We start from the raw sequence: 953 nt of genomic DNA, 5'->3' as shown, positions 1-953 counted from the left end.
ACAGGATCGTGGAACGCTGGGACAATCGCTGTTCGGAATGGCCCCCAAGCGCTATCGATGCTCTCTGCGACCTTGTTTAGTGTTGCAGGCTCATAGCTATCTAGGTACGTTTTTAGATCGTAACCTTTGGACGTCACCAGTTGATTTGCGTAGTCGTAAGCCAGCTTGTTTGCTTTTGTTGCCACAAACTTCTCGCCGTCGATAACAAACTCAACCTTGTCACCCGCGATGATACCGTAGCGGTCTTGCTGCTTCGTAAACGTATCAAACTGAGATTGACCACGAGTCTTCACTGTGTAGTCGTAAGACTTCATTTGGCGCACACCCATTCTCAAGATGACATCGCCAACACGTCCACGGCCTTCTGCACCAATATCAAGGAATCTTGCAATACCACGAGGCATTGGTGGTAGGGACTCCATTTGCTCAGTGATGTGTAGGTTCACAGTAACACCTTTTAGATTGGTGTATTCCTTACCGTCTTTACCCACCAATTTAACTGGCGTATTTAACGCGTCATTTGCCACGATGTTGCCCATGATGTCTTCGTATTCAGCTTGCACCCCAGGGATATCAAGCAGCGATGCAAAGCTCACCTCATCGGTAAAACGGTTCGAGAATCGACGTGCTAAGAAGTGGCTCGCCAGCGCTTTGTCTGGCCAGTTACCCAACACAGACACCGCATTTGACCAAGGGTAATCCGGGTCAAAGCTACCAATTGAGTTTAGGAAGCGTCCATTCGCAGTTTCCGCAACAGCTATATAGCCCTCATCTGAATCTTCGATAAAGCGTGCTGCCACATCATCAAAACAGCTGGCTGTTGAAAGATCGTAATCAGCCGGAATTTGGTGTGAGTTGTTGTCTAACAGTTGACCAAAAGAAATCACTTTTTGGTTGCCTGCCGCATTTTCTATCACACATTGATGCTCTGGTGTGCGCAAGATATCAAGGAA

1 pseudogene is annotated in these 953 nt (G+C 47.6%); it reads right to left on the bottom strand.

Annotated elements, in window-relative coordinates:
- Positions 1 to 953 (bottom strand): annotated as a pseudogene (locus tag R7044_RS24530) (MoxR-like ATPase); the annotation flags it as partial.

The organism is Vibrio sp. 1402, from assembly GCF_033340275.1.
The sequence above is the reverse complement of the archived record's forward strand: the minus strand, read 5'-3'. Positions and strand labels throughout refer to the sequence as shown.